The following is a 16,268-nucleotide window of genomic DNA, read 5'->3' as shown; positions in this document are numbered from 1 at the left end:
TCCAGCCGCACGCGCTTTAGTGCGAAGCCATGGTCAAGGAAATCGAGCGCAAGTTCCTGGTCTCCGGCGCGCAGTGGCGGGATCTGGTCGAGGCGGACATCCGCATTCGCCAGTTCTATCTCGCCGCCGCACCCGACCGCTCGGTCCGCGTGCGCATCAGCGAAGGCGCCTCGGCAAAGCTGACGCTCAAATTCGGCAGCAAGGCCCGCGAACGCGACGAATTCGAATATCCGATCCCTCTGGCGGATGCGGAACAGATGCTGGCCTTCGCCATCGGACGTGTCATCGAGAAGACACGCCACCATGTTAGGCATCGCGGCCTTCTCTATGAAGTCGATGTCTTCGGCGGGATGCTTAGCGGTCTGGTGGTCGCCGAGCTTGAGACGCCGCAGGACGTGCAGGACGAAATGCTGCCAGATTGGCTCGGCCGCGAAGTCACCGGCGAGCACAGGTTCTACAACGCGTCGCTCGCCCTCGAGGGGATTCCGGAGATCGCCGCATGAGCTATCGCATCGATCCGCGCCTGCCGTTGACCGGCGAGGTCAGGCGCATCCTCGCTGAGGAGATCGGCAAGGCGCTCGTCCATCTGGACGCGGCGCATGACAGGCCGGAGCAGGCGCTGCACAAATGCCGCAAACGGCTGAAGAACGTTCGTGCCTTGCTGCGCTTGGTCCGTTCCGGAGACGAAACATTCTGCCGGACCGAGAACCAGTGTTACCGCCAGGTGTCGGCTCTGCTGGCAGGCCCGCGCGAGGCAACCGCGCTGGTCGAGACCATCGACCGGCTGGCGGCAAGCTTTCCCGAACACGGTGCAGGCGGCGGTCTCGATGAGGTCCGCGACAGGCTTGTCGCCCGCCAGCAGGATTTGCATGGCGGCGCTGGCCTCGGCGCCGCGATAGGTGCAGCGATTGCCGCCTGCGAGGAGGGCATCGGCCGGATCGATGCGCTGGCCTTGCCCGACCAGCCCGAACAGGCCGCCGATGTGCTTGCCGAAGGCGCCCGCATCACTCTGCGTCGCGCCAGAAAGGCGCTGGACAAGGCTGGCTCCCGGGGTGAGGCCGACGATTTCCACGATCTGCGTAAGGCGGCAAAGACTCACGGCATGCATCTGTCGCTGCTCGGGAGGCTGTGGCCGACGCCGATCAAGGCCCGGCGCAAGGCGGTCGACGAACTCGGCGAAATGCTGGGCGAACTGCATGATGTGTTCGTCCTGCGTACGCTTCTCGAAGCCGACGACCGGCCGCTCGGCTCTCCTCAAGAAACGCGGCTCCTGAGCAAGCTGTTGAAGCGCTCGGAGAAAAGCCTGAAAAAGACCTGTCTCGCCGCGGCAGCCGATCTGTTCGGCGACAGCCCCAGGCGCTCGACAAGGAAACTCGCGCGCAAAGTGCGCGACGATCTGGCCGGTGCGCCGCACGAAGACGCCAGTGCGCCGGGCGCCGCAGGCTGACTCGGTCCTTGCGTCGGTGTCCGTCCCGACATCGTTGACAAATGAGGAGGAGGTTTAGACCTCTCCCGGGGGGGCTTTTTTCAGTTGCGCCCGCGCATCCCTGATCGATGCGGCATAGGTCACCAGCGGCCGCTTGACGCCATGATTGATAAGCATGCGACGTGTCTGCGGCGAAGCGCCTGATATAATGAAGCGCACGCCGGCGCGCCTCGCCTTGTAAGCAGCGCCCTCGATGACGTTGGCCGCCGTCGAATCGAAGAACGGCACCTCCGAGCAGTCGAGGATGAAGTTCTTGCGCTGGTCGGCGATGCGGTCCAGCACCGTGGCGACGGTCGAGGCGGCGCCGAAGAAGAAGGCGCCCGAAATCCGGTAAACGACGGTGTCGGCCTCGCTCGCTTCGCTCGAATCGTATGCGTTAGCAGCGCCGGTTCTGTCGGCGACATCGTCCTGCACCAGTCTCTGGTCCGGCTCAACCGCAATGCTCTTGGCCATGCGGTCGATGAACAGGATCGAGCCCAGCGCGAAGCCGACGACGATGCCTTCGGTGAGGTCGCGGAAGATGACGATCAGGAATGTCGCCATCAGCACCAGCGCATCGCCGCGTGAGGCACGCAGCAACGTGGCAAAGGCCTGCTTCTCGAACATGTTCCAGCACACCACCGCCAGCACGCCGGCAAGGGCTGCAAGCGGGATGTAGCTGGCCAGCGGCGCCGCGACCAGCATCAGGGCAAGCAGGAGGACCGAGTGGATCATGCCCGAAACCGGTCCATGCGCGCCGGCTCGCACATTGGTCGCCGTGCGGGCAATAGTGCCGGTGGTGCAGATGCCGCCGAACAGGGCGGACGCGATGTTGGCAAAGCCCTGCGCCACGAGTTCGCAATTGGAGCGGTGCCGCCTTCCAGTCATGCCATCGGCGACAACCGCCGACAACAGCGATTCGATCGCGCCGAGCAGCGCAAAGGCTATGGCGTCCGGCAGGACGTCGATCGCCCTATCGAAGCTGATTGGCGGAAAGGCCGGCATTTGCAGGCTGCGCGGGATGCCGCCGAAGCGTGTACCGATCGTTTCGGCGGGCAGGGAAAACAGCGCTACGACGAGCGAAGCCAGACCTATGGCGATCAGCATGGCGGGCCATTTCGGCCGCCACCGCTTCATCAGGGCGATGGCGACGATGGTCAGTACGGCCACGAAGGTGGCGGCGACATTGATCGTGCCGGCCGCCTCGCCGATAGCCATCAGCTTCGGCACCAGCGGTCCAGGCTCTTTGCCGGCGAGCTTCAGCCCGAACAGCTCGACGATCTGGCCGGAGAAGATAATGATGGCGATGCCGGCGGTGAAGCCGACGGTCACCGGATAGGGAATGAACTTGATGTAGGTGCCAAGCCTGAGATAGCCGATGGCGAGCAGGAAGATGCCGGCCATCATCGTCGCCAGCAGCAACCCGTCGACACCGACCCGCGCCACCGTTGCCGCCACCAGCACGATGAAGGCGCCGGCCGGCCCGCCGATCTGGAAGCGGCTGCCGCCGAGCGCCGAGACGAGGAAGCCGCCGATGATGGAGGTGTAGAGCCCGCGCTCCGGCGTCACGCCCGACGCGATCGCGATCGCCATCGACAGCGGCAGCGCGACGATGGCCACGGTCAGTCCGGCGATGGCATCGGCCTTGAAATGCTCTGAGGTGTAGCCCTCGCGCAGCACCGTCACCAGTTTCGGCGTGAACAGTTCGGAAAATGTTGGCCGCGCCGGTTGATGAATTGCCCGCCGATCCATGGACTGCCTTCCGCTCCTGATGCAGGTCGCTCAAAGTGGGGCAACGACATGCATAAAAACCAAGGCGGCGAGATCGTCGGCAGGACTGTCGGCGGTCGCCGTCGCGACTTTTATCGACTCAGCCTGGGGGGTTCTTCGGCACGATCGGCTTGAGGCGCACGCCCCTGCCGCCGCGCTCGCTGGCCTGGTTCTCGCCGATCAGTTCCACGCCGGCCTCATCGAGGGCCTGGATGACCTTCATCAGCGTGTCGACTACGCCCCTGACGACGCCGTCGCTCGCTTCCATGCGCTGGATGGTTGGAAGCGAAACCCCGGCGCGCTCGGCGAGCGTCTTCTGATCGATGCCGGCCAGCGCCCTTGCGGCGCGCATCTGCGCGGCAGTGATCATCGGCTAAAAACCCCGTCTGAGTCTCCAGCCCATGTATAATATCATCATTGTGATGGTTCAAGCGTCACGATGCACATGTCAGACATGCGCGCCATACCATTTTGCGTCCTGCAGAGCCTGCGCGCCAGCTAGGATAGCAGGCCCCAGCTGCTGCAACTTCGAGGAGAATTAGCACAGCTTCGTTCTGAACGGCCGGTTCAGGCGCCGTCGGTCCGCCCACGCCGTCGCTGTAGCGCCCATGCGGCCAACCAGCACAGCATCGCCCAGGCGAAGCCGGCGCACCAGCCGGCCAGCACGTCCGATGGCCAATGAACGCCGAGATAGATGCGGCTAATGCCGACCAGCAGTGTCGTCAGCACCGCCAGCGACAGCACGTAAATCTTCGTCGTTCGTCCAGGCAGGAAGCGCGACGCCATGCTGCCCAGCGTCAAATATGTCACCGCCGACAGCATCGCGTGGCCGCTCGGAAAAGAAAGCGATGCCACGTCGGCGAGATGCGAGACCAGATCGGGGCGCGGCCGGTCGATTCCGAGCTTCAGCGTGCTCGACAGGGCCTGCCCGCCCGCCACCGCGACGAGGACGAGAAACGCCGGTCCCGGCCTGTGGATCAGCAGCAGATAGACGATCACGGCGGCCGTGATCAGCACGAGCACGCTGGCGCTGCCGAGGCTGGTGATGTCGCGCATCGCCCCTTCCAGCCATAGCGGTCCGATCGGATTGTCGGGCTGGCCCGCTTCACGGAAGGCGAGCAGGATTTCCGTATCGAAGGCGTGCGGCGTGGTGTCTCGCGCCACCTCCATCAGTTCCTCGAATCCCCAAAGTCCGCCGGCGAGGACCAGTCCGGCCAGCAGCACCGGGAATTCGAGCCAGTTGAACAGCTTGCTTGCGGTATTCTTCATCGGCCCTCGCAGTTACGGCCTTTGCAGATAGGGACCGAGCGTGATCAGCGCCACCGCTGCGACGGCGAGCACGATGCCAGTGCCCTGCAACGGATTGACGCGCTCGCCGAAGAACACCAGTGCCACCACGTTCACCGATACCAGCTGGATCACCGCCGACAGGCTGAACGACACCGACATGCCGAATTCACGGATCAGCCTCAGCATGATCAGATTGCCCGCCGAATAGAGCGCCAGCGTCAGAACGATCTTGCCGAGGCTCGGCGCCAGTCCCCATTGCTTGGCCGCCGTCGCCGCCAGCAGGAAGATCACCGTCGAAATGCCGAGCTGCCCCAGTCCCCAGAAACTCACTTTTTTCCCTCTCGACGCGGTCCTTCCACGCTTGCCGCAGATGTTGTTTCCGAAGCTCGGGTCGCGGTCAAGCGAGGCTGATCATGGACACGAAATCGGGGCTGGAAATTGGCCGGCAATGTCATCAAACTGTGATCTGCCGGCGATACGCGGTCAGTCAAGCAGCACGCTCAAGCCATCCCAAAGAAAGCCAGAGGGCAAGCCCATGACAGAACATCGCTCCCCAAACGCCCATTTCCGCACCAGCCTGCTCGAGGAAAACGGTGGGCCGGGAGCCAATCCCACCGACAACCAGACGATGGGCGAGATCATCGCCGCGCGGTTCTCGCGCCGTGGTTTCCTGCAGGGATCGCTCGCGGCAACCGCCATCGCCGCCACCGTCAGCCCGCTGGCGCTGATCCTCGCCGACGATGCCCGCGCCGCCGGCGGCTCGGCCTTCAGCTTCGACGAGGTCGAGGCAGGCGTGGACGACAAGCATCATGTCGCCGCCGGCTATGACGCCGACGTGCTGTTGCGCTGGGGCGATCCGCTGTTTGCCGATTCGCCGGAATTCGATCCAACAAAACAGTCGGCGCAGGCCCAGGAAAGACAGTTCGGCTACAACAACGACTATGTCGGCTATATCCCGATCGACGGCTCGGCCGAGCATGGTCTGCTGGTGGTCAACCACGAATACACCAATCCGCATCTGATGTTCCCGGGCCTCGTCACCATCGTCGAGGGCGAGGCCAAGCAGGCGCCGCTGAGCAAGGAACAGGTCGATATCGAGATGGCCGCGCATGGCGGCACCATCGTCGAGATCCGCAAAGTATCAGGCAAATGGCAGGTGGTGCGCGACGGCAAGCTCAACCGCCGCATCACCTCCAATACCGAGATGGCACTGTCCGGCCCCGTCGCCGGCCACGACCGCGTCAAGACCAGTGCCGATCCGACCGGCATAAAGGTCTTCGGCACCGTCAACAACTGTGCCGGCGGCGTCACGCCCTGGGGCACCTACGTCATGGCCGAGGAAAACATACACGGCTATTTCTCGGGCGAGCTGCAGGCAGGCCACAAGGAGGCCGCCAACTACAAGCGCCTGGGGATTCCCGAGGGCGCCTATGAATGGGGTGCGCATTACGACCGCTTCGACATCGGCAAGGAGCCGAACGAGCCTAATCGCTTCGGCTGGATCGTTGAGGTCGACGTCAACGATCCGACCTCGGTGCCACGGAAGCGCACTGCCATGGGCCGCTTCAAGCATGAGGGTGCTGAATCGATCGTCGCCAAGGATGGCCGTGTCGTCTTCTATCTCGGCGACGACGAGCGCTTCGACTATGTCTATAAATTCGTCACGGCCGGCAAGTTCAACGCCGAGGACCGCGCCGCCAACATGAATCTTCTCGACGACGGCACGCTCTATGTCGCCAAATTCGCCGAGGACGGGTCGATCGAATGGCTGCCCATCGTCTTCGGCCAGGGCCCGCTGACGGCGGAGAACGGCTTTGCCAGCCAAGCCGACGTGCTCATCGAGACGCGCCGTGCCGCCGATCTGCTCGGCGCCACCAAGATGGACCGCCCCGAGGATATCCAGCCCCATCCGACGACTGGCAAAGTCTACGTCATGCTGACCAACAATTCTAAACGCAAGACGGACCAGGTTGATGCCGCCAATCCGCGCGCCGAAAACGCTTTCGGCCACATTATCGAGATCGTCGAGGACGGTGGCGATTTCACTGCTGCCAAGGGCAAGTGGGAAGTGCTCTTGAAATGCGGCGATCCCTCAGTGGCCGAAGTCGGCGCCACCTTCTCGACCGCAACGACCGCCAATGGCTGGTTCGGCATGCCGGACAATTGCGCCATCGATTCGGCCGGCCGGCTTTGGGTCGCCACCGATGGCCAGGGCCCGAAGGCCACCGGCCGCACCGATGGCCTGTGGGCGGTCGACACCGAAGGCGAGGCACGGGCGACATCAAAGCTGTTCTTCCGCGTGCCGATCGGCGCCGAAATGTGCGGCCCGCTATTCACGCCCGACGACCAGACCGCCTTCGTCGCGGTTCAGCATCCGGCCGATGGCGGCGAAGACTGGGAGGCTTTTGGCCGTCCCTCTTACTACGAGGACCCGTCGACCCGCTGGCCTGACTTCAAGCCCGATATGCCGGTGCGGCCGTCGGTCGTCGCCATCACCAAACAGGGCGGCGGCAAGATCGCGGTCTGACCAGGGCTTGCGGCCTCAGAGGGGGATTTCGCTGATACGAAATCCCTTCTCTCCCTTAAAAGGTGTTTGAGAAAAGGGGAGAGGGCCCACATCATCGTCGAGATCGTCAAACGCGATCCGGCCACCAACCACGCTCTTGGCAATTATCCATCGCGTTGAACCACGGCCATATTCATCGTGCTTCTCAATCTGAAGCCAATGGATTCGTACAAGCCTATGGCCGCTGCGTTGCTGGCATAGGCGTGAAGGTATGGTATTTCGCCGCGCGCCATGATCTGGCTTGCCACGAACAGGGACAGCAGCCTGCCTAGGCCGCCGCCGCGAAACTCCGGATGTGAGCACACCCCGCTAAGCTCGGTGTAGCCGGGCTGCTTCATGCGTTCGCCGGCCATCGCCACCAGTCTGCCTCCGATTCTCACACCCCAGAAATCGCCCAGGTTCAAAGCCTCGAGCGTGAATGGCCCGGGCTTGGTGATCGACGCCAAGGCGAGCATCTCGGCGGCATCGTCGCGCGTCATGCGTTGCACGCGCTCGTCGGACACGATCTGCAATGGCGGCTCGGCAATCATCTGGACCAGGGCAGCAGTGGAAATCACAGAAAACCTCGCCGGCAGGGCAATGGCGTCCGCCTGAACCAGGATGGCGCTCTCATACGGTGGAATAAGCCTGCCGAGCGCTTGCAGGCTTTCCGGGTCATCGGCGGCGGTGGCTGCAAAAGAAACAATTGACGGCCGGTATCGCTTGGCAAGGTTGTCACCTTGCGCGAAGGCCTGATGTCGTGTCGCGAGCGCGCTCCAGATCGGGCGGTCGAGGACATGTTTCATTGCACGGAACCCACGGCCCTTCCTGCACGACGGTGGAGGGGAGCCGCAGCGAGGCCGTCCTCGATTGCAGCCAGTTGATCGAGAAGCGGCCCCGAAAGGTCTACGCACAAATTCGCGACGGCCTTCTCGATACGTGGCCAGACGTCGCGCTTCGCAACATCGACCAGCCGTCGACCATTCCGCGTGAGGGCGACAATCCTGCGCCTTTGGTCATTGTTCGACGGGCTGACTTCGACCAATCCCAGCTCGGCCAGAAGAGCCACGCTTCGTGTGACGCCCGGCTGCGCAATCCCAAGAGCCTGGGCCAGTTCACCGACGGGCAGGGGCCCCAGCCTGTCGAGCGCGGCTAGGAGTGGATACTGGCTCGATTGAACCGGGACATCCAGGCGATCGAGAACTCGCTGCGTATCCGCCTGCAATTGCTCGCCTATACGCTTGAACCTGCTGCCCAGGCACAGGAAACCAAGAGACCGTATGACGTCTTCCATAATCAACTCGTCCTTACCAATCTATAACATAGTATATAACAATGCATAGAAAGTCAAAGTGCGCGACCCATGAGGGGCGATCCATGAGGCGCGGCCCAATCCGGCTGGTGACATCGGGATGGAGCCGCTGCCATTAGCCGGCCATTTGGCGGAGATTTCCCTTCAGTCGGCGCCGATTGCATCCAATATGGCGCTTGCGCGATATGATCGGTAATCAATTGCGCCAAGGCAACTGATTCGAGGCCCTGGGCTGGCCTCCATGCTGGGATTGCTCCGCCTGGTCAAGGCGATTTGAGGCAGCCGCACAGTCAATTACCTTCGGCACCGCACTGCATGGCAAATCGGACACGGTTTGCAGGATCTCGGTTCCTAGCTCCCGCGGAGCGGGGAGAGGTGGCCCGACGAAGTCGGGACGGGAGGGGGTCGACATTCGTGAAGGCCGATCAGTTCCGCAGCCGGTAGCCGGTCCTGAAGATCCACGCGACGATCGCTATGCAGACAAGCAGGAAGACGACGGTCATGCCGAGGCTGATGCCGATCGAGACGTCGGATTTGCCGTAGAAACTCCAGCGAAAACCGCTGACCAGATAGAGGACGGGGTTGAACAGCGTCACCGTGCGCCAGATGCCGGGCAGCATGTCGATCGAATAGAAGCTGCCGCCAAGGAAGGTCAGCGGCGTGATGATCAGCAACGGCACGAGCTGCAATTGCTCGAAGCTTCTCGCCCAGATGCCGATGATGAAACCGAAAAGGCTGAAGGTCACCGCCGTCAGCACCAGGAAGGATAGCATCCAGAATGGATGCTCGATAGTCAGCGGCACGAACAGCGATGCGGTCCCCAGGATGATCAGGCCGAGTATGATCGACTTGGTCGCCGCACCCCCGACATAGGCAATGATGATCTCCAGATAGGACACCGGCGCCGACAGCAGCTCGTAGATCGAGCCGACGAATTTCGGGAAATAGATGGCGAAGGAGGCGTTGGAGATCGACTGCGTCAGCAGCGACAGCATGATCAGCCCCGGCACGATGAAGGCGCCGTAGCTGATGCCGTCGATCTCGGTGATGCGCGAGCCGATGGCCGAGCCGAAGACGACGAAATAGAGCGATGTCGAGATGACCGGCGAGACGATGCTCTGCAGCACGGTCCGAAAGGCGCGCGCCATCTCCATCTTGTAGATCGCCCAGACTGCTCGCAGGTTCATGCGTCCCTCCTCACCAGATTGACGAAGATCTCTTCGAGCGAGCTGTTTTGCGTATCGATATCGCGAAACTGGATGCCGGCCGTCTCAAGGTCGCGGAGCAGCGAGGCGACGCCCGGCCGTTCGCTCTGGTTGTCATACGTATAAGTCAGTCGATCGCCGTCCGGCGAAAGCTCCAGCGCGTAGCGCGAAAACGTCTCGGGTATGGTGGCGAGCGGACTGCGCAGTTCCAGCAACAGCCTTTTGCGGCCGAGCGTGCGCATCAGTTCGGCCTTGCCCTCGACCAGCACGATTTCGCCGCGATTGATGACGCCGACGCGGTCGGCCATCGCCTCGGCCTCCTCGATATAGTGTGTGGTCAGGATGATGGTGACGCCATCCTCGCGCAGCCGGCGCACCATCGCCCACATGTCCTGGCGCAGCTCGACGTCGACCCCGGCTGTCGGCTCGTCGAGGAACAGCACCCTCGGTTCGTGCGACAGCGCCTTGGCGATCATCAGCCGCCGCTTCATGCCGCCCGATAGCGTGATCGCCTTGGCGTCCTTCTTGTCCCACAACGACAGGTCGCGCAGCACTTTCTCGACGAAGGCATGGTTGGCCGGCTTGCCGAACAGGCCGCGGCTGTAGTTGACCGTCGCCCACACGCTCTCGAACGCGTCGATGGTCAGTTCCTGCGGCACCAGCCCGATCAGGCTGCGCGCGGTGCGATAATCCCGGCTGATGTCGTGGCCGTCCACGGTGACTGCGCCCGACGAGCGGTTGACGATACCGCAGACGATCGAGATCAGTGTCGTCTTGCCGGCGCCGTTCGGCCCGAGCAGCGCAAAAATCTCGCCGCGCTCGATATCGAGGTTGATCTCCTTCAGGGCCTTGAAACCGGTGGCGTAGGTCTTGGTGACCCCGGAAATGGAAATGATGGATGGCATGGCTGAAAAAAACGGCTGCTTGAAAGGAGAACTGTTGATTTTAGTCCGCTGAATGTCGGTGCGCGCTGCCGGAAGTCAATGGCACTCCTGACAGTTCTGGACAGTGCGTGCGAAAAACGCATCCACCGCTGACGCAGTCCTGCGGCGTTCCGCCTCGCGTGACGCCACGCCGCTTTGACCGCTTAGCGCATCCGGCCTATCTTCTTCGACATAAGCAGCAGCCGGAGCCGCCATGGACCCGCTCATCCTTTCGCGCATCCAGTTCGGCGCGAACATCTCGTTCCATATCCTGTTTCCGGCTATCACCATCGCGCTTGGCTGGATGCTGCTGTTCTTCAAGCTTCGCTACAACGCCACAGGCGATACCGCCTGGATGCGCGCCTATTTCACCTGGGTGAAGGTGTTCGCGCTGTCCTTTGCCATGGGCGTGGTTTCGGGCGTCACCATGAGCTTCCAGTTCGGCACCAACTGGCCGGGTTACATGGAGACCGTCGGCAACATAGCCGGCCCGCTGCTCGCCTATGAGATACTCACCGCGTTCTTCCTCGAGGCGGCGTTCCTCGGCATCATGCTGTTCGGCTTCCGCCGCGTCTCCAACCGCATCCACACGCTGGCAACCGTGCTGGTGGCCGGCGGCACCACCCTGTCGGCCTTCTGGATCATCGCGCTCAATTCCTGGATGCAGACGCCGGTCGGCTTTGAGATGCGCAACGGCGTAGCCCACGCTACCGACTGGTGGACGATCGTCTTCAACCCGTCGATGCCCTACCGGCTCGTCCACATGCTGCTTGCCTCCGGCCTGACGGTTTCGTTCCTGATCGCTGGCCTGTCGGCGCTGCGCTATCTCTATGGCGACCGCTCGGAATCGATGTGGAAGGCCTTGCGCACCGGTGTCTTCACCGCGGCAATCCTGATCCCCATTCAGATCTTCGCCGGCGACCAGCATGGCCTCAACACGCTCGAGCATCAGCCGCAGAAGATCGCCGCGATGGAGGCCAACTGGAACACCGGCCCCAATGTGCCGCTGGTCCTTTTCGCGCTTCCCGACGAGGCGGCAAGGGAGAACAAATTCGAAGTCGCCATCCCCGACGGCGCCAGCCTCATCCTCAGGCACAGCGCCAGTGGCGTCGTGCCGGGGCTGAACGACTATGCCGGCAACCATCCGCCGGTCTTCCCGGTGTTCTGGGCTTTTCGCATCATGGTCGGCACCGGCGTCCTGATGCTCGTCGTCTCCTGGTCGGCCGCCTTTTTCCTCAAGCGCCGCCACACCCTGCCGAAACCGCTGGCGCTGGTTATGGTGCCGATGGCGCTGTCCGGCTGGCTGGCGACGCTGGCCGGCTGGTACACCACCGAGATCGGCCGCCAGCCCTGGCTGGTCACCGGTGTGCTCAAGACCGTCGATGCGGTCGGCCCGGTCGCCGGCAGCCAGGTCGCGCTCTCGCTTGCGGTCTATCTCATCCTCTACGCGCTGCTTCTGATCGCCTATCTCGGCGTGCTGGTCTATCTGGCGCTGAAGGCGGCGAAGGACGGCGATACCTCGCCGCTGCCGGGCGTTCTCGACGCGCCGCTGTCGCAACCGGCGGCAAAATAGGGAGAACGGTGATGACGCTTCCCTGGCCGACATTGCTCCCCCTCATCTTCGCCGGCCTGATGGGCCTTGCCATTCTGATCTACGTTATTCTCGACGGCTTCGATCTCGGCATCGGCATCCTGTTCGCGGCCGCTGAAGACGCCGAGCAGGACACGATGATTGCGGCAATAGGCCCGTTCTGGGACGCCAACGAGACCTGGCTGGTGCTGGCGGTCGGCCTGCTGCTGGTTGCCTTCCCGCTGGCGCACGGCACCATCCTCACCGCGCTCTACATTCCGGTCTTCCTGCTCCTTGTCGGCCTGATCCTGCGCGGCGTTGCCTTTGATTTCCGTGCCAAGGTACCGGCCGGCCGGAAGCATCGCTGGAACCGCATCTTCTTCCTGGGCTCTGTCATCGCCTCGTTGGCGCAGGGCTACATGCTGGGGATTTATGTGCTGGGCCTGGATGTCGGCCTCGGCGGCATGGCCTTCGGCGCGCTTGTGGCGCTCTGCCTTGCCGCCGCCTATGCGGCGATGGGCGCGGCCTGGGTCATCTACAAGACGGAAGGCGAATTGCAGAAGAAGGCGGTGCTATGGCTGCGCCGGGCGCTGGTGCTGACCGCGCTCGGCATGGTCGCCGTCTCGCTGGCCACGCCGCTCGCCAGTCCGCGCATCTTCGACAAATGGTTCGTCTGGCCCGCCATGCTCTATTTGTCGCCGCTGCCGATCCTGTCGGCGGTGCTGTTCGCCTGGCTCTGGCGGCAGACCTTCCATCTGCCTAAAGCGGACGACCGCCACGCGCTGACGCCGTTCTTGACACTGGCCGCCATCTTCACGCTGGGCTTTGCCGGGCTCGCCTGGTCGTTCTATCCCTTCGTCGTGCCCGACAGGCTGACCATCTGGCAGGCGGCGTCCGCGCCGGAAAGCCTCGCCATCATCCTGGCCGGCACGGTGGTCGTGCTGCCGATCATCATTTTCTATTCGTTTTATGCCTACCGCGTTTTCGGCGGCAAGGCGACGGATCTGACCTACGACTGACAGGCAACCGCCGCACTGCACAATATTTAGGCGGCCTGCCAGTCGAGCGGCATTGGGTCGTGAAAAAGCCTTCCCCGATCCTATTGAGAAAGCCCGATTCGCGCCGATTTCGATGGTTTGGCATGCCTGTTGCTTTGCCCTGACGACCAATTGGTTTTGCTCAGTCAAAGGAAAAATAATGAACCGTCGCAATTTGTGCATGCTGGCCTTCGCCGCCGTGGCTGGAATCGCCATGGCTCCGCTTCCGCAGGCGCGGGCTGACGCCTTGAGCGACATCGGGACGCGGGGCACCATCCGCATCGCGGTGCCACAGGATTTCCCGCCCTTCGGCAGTGTCGGTGCCGACATGACGCCGCAAGGCTACGACATCGATATCGCCAATCTGATTGGCGAAAAGCTCGGCGCCAAGGTCGAGATCGTCCCGGTCACCAGCGCCAACCGCATTCCCTATCTTCAGACCAACAAGGTGGACCTGGTCATTTCCAGCCTCGGCAAGAATCCCGATCGCGAGAAGGTCATCGACTTTTCCGAAGCCTACGCCCCCTTCTACAATGGCGTGTTCGCTCCGGCAGATGTCGCGGTCGCGAAGGCGGAAGACCTCGCCGGCAAGACCGTCGGCGTCACCCGCGGCGCGATCGAAGATCTCGAACTGACCAAGGTCGTGCCCGCGAGCGTCGAGATCAAGCGCTACGAGGACAATAACGGCACTATTTCCGCTTTCCTTTCGGGCCAGGTCGAGGTGATCGCGACCGGGAATGTCGTCGCCGCCGCCATCCTCGAAAAGAACCCGCCCAAGCGGCCGGAGCTCAAATTCCTGATCAAGAATTCGCCTTGCTACATCGGCATGAACAAGGAAGAGCCGGCGTTGATGACCAAGATCAACGGCATCATCGCCGCTGCCAGGTCCGATGGCGCCCTCAACGCAATTTCGCAAAAATGGCTGAAGGTCGACCTGCCGGCTGACCTGTGATCGCCGCCCGCCGCGTGTGGCTTAGAGCATTTTGCAGCCAAATGGAACCATTTGGCGTCCGCATAAATGCGGCAAAACAAACAGTTAGAGCGAGTTACCGGTTCCAAGAGAACCGGAACCGCTCTAGGTCAGATAGCAAGCCATGACCTATCAGTTCGATTTCGGCTGGCTGATCGGTTCTCTGCCGGTGCTGCTGAAGGGCATCCGGATCACCGTGCAGCTCATCGTGATCGGCGCGGTGTTCGGCGTGGCCTTGGGCATTGCCTGCGCCTGGGTGCGGGCGCTGGGGCCGAAATGGCTAAAACCCGTCGTCGCGACCTATGTCGAGCTGATCCGCAACACGCCCTTCCTCATCCAGCTGTTCTTCATCTTCTTCGGGCTGCCGTCGCTTGGCATCAGGATGTCGGAACTGACCGCCGCCAACCTCGCCATGATCGTCAATCTCGGCGCCTACAGCTGCGAAATCATCCGCGCCGGCATCCAGGCCACGCCACGCGGCCAGTTCGAAGCCGGCGCGAGCCTGGCCATGACGCCGTTCCAGAGCTTCTGGTATGTGGTTCTGGTCCCGGCGCTGCAGCGCATCTGGCCTGCGCTGTCATCGCAGATCGTCATCGTCATGCTGGGTTCGGCCGTCGTTTCGCAGATTGCCGCCGAGGACCTGACCTTTGCAGCCAACTTTATCCAGTCGCGCAACTTCAGGGCCTTCGAAACCTACATCGTCTCGACCCTGATCTACCTGGCCCTCGCCATCCTGCTGCGCCAGCTGCTGGCCGGCCTGGGCTGGATGCTGTTTCCAAGGAAGGCGTCGCGATGAGACAGGCGCCATGACCGAGTTCAGCTTCTGGGACATCCTGCGCAACCTGCTTCTGGCCGCCCGCTGGACCGTTGTCCTCTCGCTGGTTTCCTTCATCGGTGGCGGCATTGTCGGTGCGGCCCTGCTTTTCCTGCGCATCGGCGGCCGGCAGTGGCTGCGGCTGCTGTCACGCGGCTACATCCAGCTGTTCCAGGGCACCCCGCTCCTGATGCAGCTTTTTCTCGCTTTCTTCGGCCTTGGCCTGTTCGGCATCGACGTTCCCGCCTGGCTTGCCGCCTGTGTCGCGCTCATCCTGTGGACCGCCGCCTTCCTCGCCGAAATCTGGCGCGGCTGCGTCGAGAGCATCGCCAAAGGTCAATGGGAGGCGTCCGCCAGCCTCGGCATGGGTTATCTCCAGCAGATGCGCTACATCATCCTGCCGCAGGCGCTGAAAGTGGCGGTGCCGCCGACCGTCGGCTTCTCGGTGCAGGTGGTGAAGGGCACCGCGCTCACATCCATCATCGGCTTCGTCGAATTATCGAAGGCCGGTTCGATCGTCACCAACGCCACATTCCAGCCGTTCACCGTCTATGGACTGGTCGCGCTCATCTACTTCGCTTTGTGCTGGCCGCTGTCGAAATCGAGCCAGCTCCTGGAAAGGAAGCTCAATGTCGCTCATCGCAATCACTGAGGTGAAGAAGCGCTTCGGCGATAACGAGGTGCTGAAGGGGATTTCCATCGACATCGCGTCGGGCGAGGTCGTCGCCATCATCGGCAAGAGCGGCTCGGGCAAGTCGACGCTGCTGCGCTGCATCAACGGGCTGGAGACCATCGACGAAGGCTCGATCGTCGTCGCCGGCGCCCAGTTCCTGCCCGACGAGGTGCATCTCAAGGCGCTGCGCCTGAAGGTCGGCATGATTTTTCAGCAGTTCAATCTGTTCCCGCATCTCACCGCTGGCGGCAACGTCATGCTGTCGCAGATGGTGGTGAAGAAGACGCCGAAAAAGGACGCCGAAGCGGTCGCGCGAAAAATGCTCGACCGCGTCGGTCTCGCCCACAAGTTCGACGCCTTGCCGGACGAATTGTCCGGCGGCCAGCAGCAGCGCGTGGCCATCGCCCGGGCGCTCGCCATGCAGCCCATCGCGCTGCTATGCGACGAGATCACCTCGGCGCTCGACCCCGAACTCGTTGCCGAAGTGCTGGCTGTCGTCAGGGAATTGGCCGCGGAAGGGATGACGCTGGTGATGGTCACCCATGAGATGCGCTTCGCCCGCGACGTCTGCTCGCGCGTCGTGTTCATGCATCAGGGCCGCGTCCACGAGATCGGCGCCCCCGAGGAAGTCTTCGCCAATCCCAGGACGCCTGAGCTCAGGCAGTTTCTAGGCGTGCAGTAGGCGGGCATTGCT

Annotated in this window: 18 protein-coding genes; 10 read left to right on the top strand and 8 right to left on the bottom strand. The window is 62.8% G+C overall.

Going from position 1 to position 16,268, the window contains the following annotated elements; translation table 11 throughout:
- Positions 1 to 29 precede the first annotated feature (29 nt).
- Both EN807_RS04170 and EN807_RS04165 read left to right on the top strand, forming a co-directional pair.
- The gene (locus EN807_RS04170) at positions 30 to 503 is read left to right on the top strand and encodes a CYTH domain-containing protein (protein WP_135933995.1); all 474 of its coding nucleotides are present in this window, start codon (positions 30 to 32) and stop codon (positions 501 to 503) included.
- Positions 500 to 1,447 carry a CHAD domain-containing protein gene (locus tag EN807_RS04165; RefSeq protein WP_135933994.1) on the top strand — a complete coding sequence of 316 codons (948 nt, stop codon included), beginning with the start codon at positions 500 to 502 and terminating at the stop codon, positions 1,445 to 1,447. The genes EN807_RS04170 and EN807_RS04165 overlap by 4 nt, the downstream gene beginning before the upstream one ends.
- A 54-nt stretch (positions 1,448 to 1,501) precedes the next feature.
- On the opposite strand, the gene EN807_RS04160 is transcribed toward EN807_RS04165, so the two are convergent.
- The 4 genes from EN807_RS04160 to EN807_RS04145 form a co-directional block, all read right to left on the bottom strand.
- Positions 1,502 to 3,217 (bottom strand): SulP family inorganic anion transporter, encoded by a 1,716-nt coding sequence (locus tag EN807_RS04160; protein WP_135933993.1) that lies wholly within the window; start codon positions 3,215 to 3,217, stop codon positions 1,502 to 1,504.
- A 118-nt stretch (positions 3,218 to 3,335) separates the two neighbouring features.
- Positions 3,336 to 3,605 (bottom strand): helix-turn-helix transcriptional regulator, encoded by a 270-nt coding sequence (locus EN807_RS04155; RefSeq protein ID WP_029347895.1) that lies wholly within the window; start codon positions 3,603 to 3,605, stop codon positions 3,336 to 3,338.
- A gap of 197 nt (positions 3,606 to 3,802) precedes the next feature.
- Positions 3,803 to 4,504: a phosphatase PAP2 family protein gene (locus EN807_RS04150; protein WP_135933992.1), complete on the bottom strand. Its 702-nt coding sequence runs from the start codon at positions 4,502 to 4,504 to the stop codon at positions 3,803 to 3,805.
- Between the two features lie 12 nt (positions 4,505 to 4,516).
- Positions 4,517 to 4,855: a hypothetical protein gene (locus EN807_RS04145; protein ID WP_135933991.1), complete on the bottom strand. Its 339-nt coding sequence runs from the start codon at positions 4,853 to 4,855 to the stop codon at positions 4,517 to 4,519.
- 205 nt (positions 4,856 to 5,060) lie between these two features.
- Between EN807_RS04145 and EN807_RS04140 the strand changes: the two genes are divergently transcribed.
- Complete coding sequence (locus EN807_RS04140; protein WP_135933990.1) at positions 5,061 to 7,052, top strand: PhoX family phosphatase; 1,992 nt, start codon at positions 5,061 to 5,063, stop codon at positions 7,050 to 7,052.
- A gap of 143 nt (positions 7,053 to 7,195) precedes the next feature.
- On the opposite strand, the gene EN807_RS04135 is transcribed toward EN807_RS04140, so the two are convergent.
- Together EN807_RS04135 and EN807_RS04130 are read right to left on the bottom strand one after the other, a co-directional pair.
- Entirely contained in the window at positions 7,196 to 7,876 is a 681-nt protein-coding gene (locus EN807_RS04135; protein WP_135933989.1) for a GNAT family N-acetyltransferase, read from the bottom strand.
- Positions 7,873 to 8,307: a MarR family transcriptional regulator gene (locus tag EN807_RS04130; RefSeq protein WP_246684135.1), complete on the bottom strand. Its 435-nt coding sequence runs from the start codon at positions 8,305 to 8,307 to the stop codon at positions 7,873 to 7,875. Before EN807_RS04130 ends, EN807_RS04135 begins: the two co-directional genes overlap by 4 nt.
- Here EN807_RS04130 and EN807_RS36355 point away from each other — a divergent pair.
- A complete protein-coding gene (locus EN807_RS36355; protein WP_246684161.1) occupies positions 8,245 to 8,391 on the top strand; it encodes a hypothetical protein in 147 nt (48 codons plus the stop codon). The two genes, EN807_RS04130 and EN807_RS36355, sit on opposite strands and share 63 nt — an antisense overlap.
- A gap of 416 nt (positions 8,392 to 8,807) precedes the next feature.
- On the opposite strand, the gene EN807_RS04125 is transcribed toward EN807_RS36355, so the two are convergent.
- Both EN807_RS04125 and EN807_RS04120 read right to left on the bottom strand, forming a co-directional pair.
- Positions 8,808 to 9,569: an ABC transporter permease gene (locus EN807_RS04125; protein ID WP_135933987.1), complete on the bottom strand. Its 762-nt coding sequence runs from the start codon at positions 9,567 to 9,569 to the stop codon at positions 8,808 to 8,810.
- Positions 9,566 to 10,492, bottom strand: a complete 927-nt coding sequence (locus EN807_RS04120) for an ABC transporter ATP-binding protein (protein WP_135933986.1) — start codon at positions 10,490 to 10,492, stop codon at positions 9,566 to 9,568. The genes EN807_RS04125 and EN807_RS04120 overlap by 4 nt, the downstream gene beginning before the upstream one ends.
- 232 nt (positions 10,493 to 10,724) lie before the next feature.
- On the opposite strand from EN807_RS04120, the gene EN807_RS04115 reads away from it, so the two are divergent.
- The 6 genes from EN807_RS04115 (at position 10,725) to EN807_RS04090 (ending at position 16,256) form a co-directional block, all read left to right on the top strand.
- Positions 10,725 to 12,083, top strand: coding sequence for a cytochrome ubiquinol oxidase subunit I (locus EN807_RS04115; RefSeq protein WP_135933985.1), 1,359 nt, complete (start codon positions 10,725 to 10,727; stop codon positions 12,081 to 12,083).
- Positions 12,084 to 12,094: 11 nt separating this feature from the next.
- Complete coding sequence (locus EN807_RS04110; protein ID WP_135933984.1) at positions 12,095 to 13,099, top strand: cytochrome d ubiquinol oxidase subunit II; 1,005 nt, start codon at positions 12,095 to 12,097, stop codon at positions 13,097 to 13,099.
- A gap of 199 nt (positions 13,100 to 13,298) precedes the next feature.
- On the top strand, positions 13,299 to 14,069 hold the full coding sequence (locus tag EN807_RS04105) for a transporter substrate-binding domain-containing protein (protein ID WP_135935778.1): 771 nt from the start codon (positions 13,299 to 13,301) through the stop codon (positions 14,067 to 14,069).
- A 142-nt stretch (positions 14,070 to 14,211) separates the two neighbouring features.
- Positions 14,212 to 14,883, top strand: a complete 672-nt coding sequence (locus EN807_RS04100) for an amino acid ABC transporter permease (RefSeq protein WP_127314159.1) — start codon at positions 14,212 to 14,214, stop codon at positions 14,881 to 14,883.
- Between the two features lie 10 nt (positions 14,884 to 14,893).
- Entirely contained in the window at positions 14,894 to 15,553 is a 660-nt protein-coding gene (locus EN807_RS04095; RefSeq protein WP_065007966.1) for an amino acid ABC transporter permease, read from the top strand.
- Positions 15,531 to 16,256: an amino acid ABC transporter ATP-binding protein gene (locus tag EN807_RS04090; protein WP_135933983.1), complete on the top strand. Its 726-nt coding sequence runs from the start codon at positions 15,531 to 15,533 to the stop codon at positions 16,254 to 16,256. The genes EN807_RS04095 and EN807_RS04090 overlap by 23 nt, the downstream gene beginning before the upstream one ends.
- Positions 16,257 to 16,268 lie beyond the last annotated feature (12 nt).

The sequence above is a fragment of the Mesorhizobium sp. M5C.F.Ca.ET.164.01.1.1 genome (genome assembly GCF_004792125.1).
Classification (GTDB): Bacteria; Pseudomonadota; Alphaproteobacteria; order Rhizobiales; family Rhizobiaceae; genus Mesorhizobium; species Mesorhizobium wenxiniae.
Note: the sequence above shows the minus strand (reverse complement) of the source record. Positions and strands in the feature narration are given on the sequence as shown.

What these genes read in the sequence shown, in the direction of transcription:
- EN807_RS04170 (WP_135933995.1), top strand. Translation starts at nt 30, where the DNA reads ATGGTCAAGGAAATCGAGCGCAAGTTCCTGGTCTCCGGCGCGCAGTGG.
- EN807_RS04165 (WP_135933994.1), top strand. Translation starts at nt 500, where the DNA reads ATGAGCTATCGCATCGATCCGCGCCTGCCGTTGACCGGCGAGGTCAGG.
- EN807_RS04160 (WP_135933993.1), bottom strand. Translation starts at nt 3,217, where the DNA reads ATGGATCGGCGGGCAATTCATCAACCGGCGCGGCCAACATTTTCCGAA.
- EN807_RS04155 (WP_029347895.1), bottom strand. Translation starts at nt 3,605, where the DNA reads ATGATCACTGCCGCGCAGATGCGCGCCGCAAGGGCGCTGGCCGGCATC.
- EN807_RS04150 (WP_135933992.1), bottom strand. Translation starts at nt 4,504, where the DNA reads ATGAAGAATACCGCAAGCAAGCTGTTCAACTGGCTCGAATTCCCGGTG.
- EN807_RS04140 (WP_135933990.1), top strand. Translation starts at nt 5,061, where the DNA reads ATGACAGAACATCGCTCCCCAAACGCCCATTTCCGCACCAGCCTGCTC.
- EN807_RS04135 (WP_135933989.1), bottom strand. Translation starts at nt 7,876, where the DNA reads ATGAAACATGTCCTCGACCGCCCGATCTGGAGCGCGCTCGCGACACGA.
- EN807_RS04125 (WP_135933987.1), bottom strand. Translation starts at nt 9,569, where the DNA reads ATGAACCTGCGAGCAGTCTGGGCGATCTACAAGATGGAGATGGCGCGC.
- EN807_RS04120 (WP_135933986.1), bottom strand. Translation starts at nt 10,492, where the DNA reads ATGCCATCCATCATTTCCATTTCCGGGGTCACCAAGACCTACGCCACC.
- EN807_RS04115 (WP_135933985.1), top strand. Translation starts at nt 10,725, where the DNA reads ATGGACCCGCTCATCCTTTCGCGCATCCAGTTCGGCGCGAACATCTCG.
- EN807_RS04110 (WP_135933984.1), top strand. Translation starts at nt 12,095, where the DNA reads ATGACGCTTCCCTGGCCGACATTGCTCCCCCTCATCTTCGCCGGCCTG.
- EN807_RS04105 (WP_135935778.1), top strand. Translation starts at nt 13,299, where the DNA reads ATGCTGGCCTTCGCCGCCGTGGCTGGAATCGCCATGGCTCCGCTTCCG.
- EN807_RS04100 (WP_127314159.1), top strand. Translation starts at nt 14,212, where the DNA reads ATGACCTATCAGTTCGATTTCGGCTGGCTGATCGGTTCTCTGCCGGTG.
- EN807_RS04095 (WP_065007966.1), top strand. Translation starts at nt 14,894, where the DNA reads ATGACCGAGTTCAGCTTCTGGGACATCCTGCGCAACCTGCTTCTGGCC.
- EN807_RS04090 (WP_135933983.1), top strand. Translation starts at nt 15,531, where the DNA reads ATGTCGCTCATCGCAATCACTGAGGTGAAGAAGCGCTTCGGCGATAAC.